2 protein-coding genes are annotated in these 1,957 nt (G+C 42.3%); both read right to left on the minus strand.

The window, feature by feature from the left end:
• Positions 1–150 precede the first annotated feature (150 nt).
• The gene (locus WAM07_RS13615) at positions 151–663 is read right to left on the minus strand and encodes a DUF4362 domain-containing protein (RefSeq protein ID WP_422167671.1); all 513 of its coding nucleotides are present in this window, start codon (positions 661–663) and stop codon (positions 151–153) included.
• Positions 664–728: 65 nt separating this feature from the next.
• Positions 729–1,568, minus strand: a complete 840-nt coding sequence (locus WAM07_RS13620) for an SAM hydrolase/SAM-dependent halogenase family protein (RefSeq protein WP_422167673.1) — start codon at positions 1,566–1,568, stop codon at positions 729–731.
• Positions 1,569–1,957: the final 389 nt, after the last annotated feature.

Below are 1,957 nucleotides of genomic sequence, written 5' to 3' on the forward strand. Positions count from 1 at the left end.
CCTAGTTGAGGCATTTCCACATTGCTATGAAGTGTCATGGTTTTCATAAAAAAACTCCCTTTCTTATTAAAGGTTTACAGAGGCAGTGTAGCACAGATGGATTTCCAAATGCTTCTATTCTGCTTACACCTTATAAGAAAGAGAGGCTTCTTAATATTCATTATAGGCGGTTTGATAAACTTCTACAGATCTTTCATGACCGCAGGTTAGTTGGTAGGCGAGCGTACCATTCTGCTCTTCCTTATCAATATTCTGACATGTCTTTGTGGTTATTTGGCCATTCCCGAGCTTATCTCTACGATTATCGTGTTTATAATTTATATCTTCCCCATTAAAAGAAAGATCAATAAAAATGGGATCTCCTTCTGTCGTACGTCTCACAATGTGTACCTCATCCACGATCCCCTGCTGAACATTTTTTATAAAGGTATCCAGCTCCTCAATAATCTCAACTTGTTTTTCTACAGCCTTACCCTCAGGTACTTCTTTGTTTGTACCAGCAGAATCCTCCGTGCCTTTTTCTTCTTTACTATCAGAATCCTGGTCTTCCTGCTCCATCGTGCTATTTTCCTGTTCCTTCTTGGATTGATCAGTTTCCTCTTCGGTGCTCTCACCACAGCCGGTTAGCAATAAAGCAAGCAATAAAATCTTCCATATTTTCATGCTTGATCACCTCTACTTCATTAGACGAATCAAATGAATTTACGTTACAACCTGCTGCGGGAAGCTCAGCTTTTTAGTAAGGTAATCTGCCAACTGGATCCAGTTCCAATATTATAAGCATTCGCAAACGAACCCTGGTTAATGGCTACACCTAAGTTATCAAGTGAATTAACGTACACTAAAGGCTCACCCTTGTGAGTATCAGCAAAAGAACGACCAAAAGTCATCGAGTTACGGTAAGCTTCTCGGCCATCGTGAGTTATCGTTACTTCCAGTGTGTCTCCATAACCAACCCCAATTTGTTTGAAGAAATCACGGGGGATGTTGGTCCACAGGTTTCCAAAACGTATGTCCAGTATGTCGATGCTCCCCGCTGCATGATCTCTTCCTATACTTGGTTCCTGAATAGGTAGTTCCTCCAGTGATTTTAACGATACTTCAGGACCTACTTCTTCAAACAAAATGACTCCAGAGGCAAGTCGTGCTCCTGTATAGGCATAAATATCTCTTCCATGAAACGTATAGGACTCCCCTGACCTCGGAAGCCGATTAATAGTTTCATCGATTTCACGCGCCTGTACAATACCTTCTGTACGCTTAATGTGAGTCAGTGTTCCGTTATCAGGAGTAATCACAAAGTGGCCTGCTCCGGTTTTTACTCCGAGACTCCTTCTCGTCGAACCTACACCGGGATCCACCACTGAAACAAAGACCGTACCTTCCTTCCAGTATGCAATTGTCTGCCACAATCTATAGGAAGCTTCCCATATATTGAAAGGAGGGATGTCATGCGTTAAGTCAAAGATTGATAACCCCTCAGATACGGAATAGGCCACCCCGTGCATGGCGCTGACTGCCCCGTCACTTCTGCCAAAATCGGATTGTAGAACTAACGCTTGATTCATCGAATCCCGCCTCTTTTTTTAGTTATAAATTATTGATAGTTTATCCAAATCCTTCAGCAAAATCAACAAGTTTATCGTTTCTGAAGACTTTCAAAAATAAGTTCTTTATTAAATTTATAAGACGATTATCCAGCGCAACTAGACGTAACAACCTAAATCATCAGCTTTTTTAAGCCTTCACAGTGACTCTTGAAGATAAGCTCCCGTTTGTTGAAGACTCCGTTTCGAGATAACTTGGGTCCTTTACGTTAAATGGAGGAGGGCTGGTGGGGAAATAACTCGTCTTGTTCCATCACCCAGACACTCGAGACATAAGCCGTTCATCAACGGACGGCAAGACCACCGTCCTTTTGATGCTCGGCTTATGCTGTTCGTGTCTATCGGGGTGA

It is taken from the genome of Halobacillus sp. (assembly GCF_049282395.1).
Lineage (GTDB): Bacteria > Bacillota > Bacilli > Bacillales > Halobacillaceae > Halobacillus.

Coding starts and splice junctions, on each gene's coding strand:
- WAM07_RS13615 (WP_422167671.1), bottom strand. CDS start 663: ATGAAAATATGGAAGATTTTATTGCTTGCTTTATTGCTAACCGGCTGT.
- WAM07_RS13620 (WP_422167673.1), bottom strand. CDS start 1,568: ATGAATCAAGCGTTAGTTCTACAATCCGATTTTGGCAGAAGTGACGGG.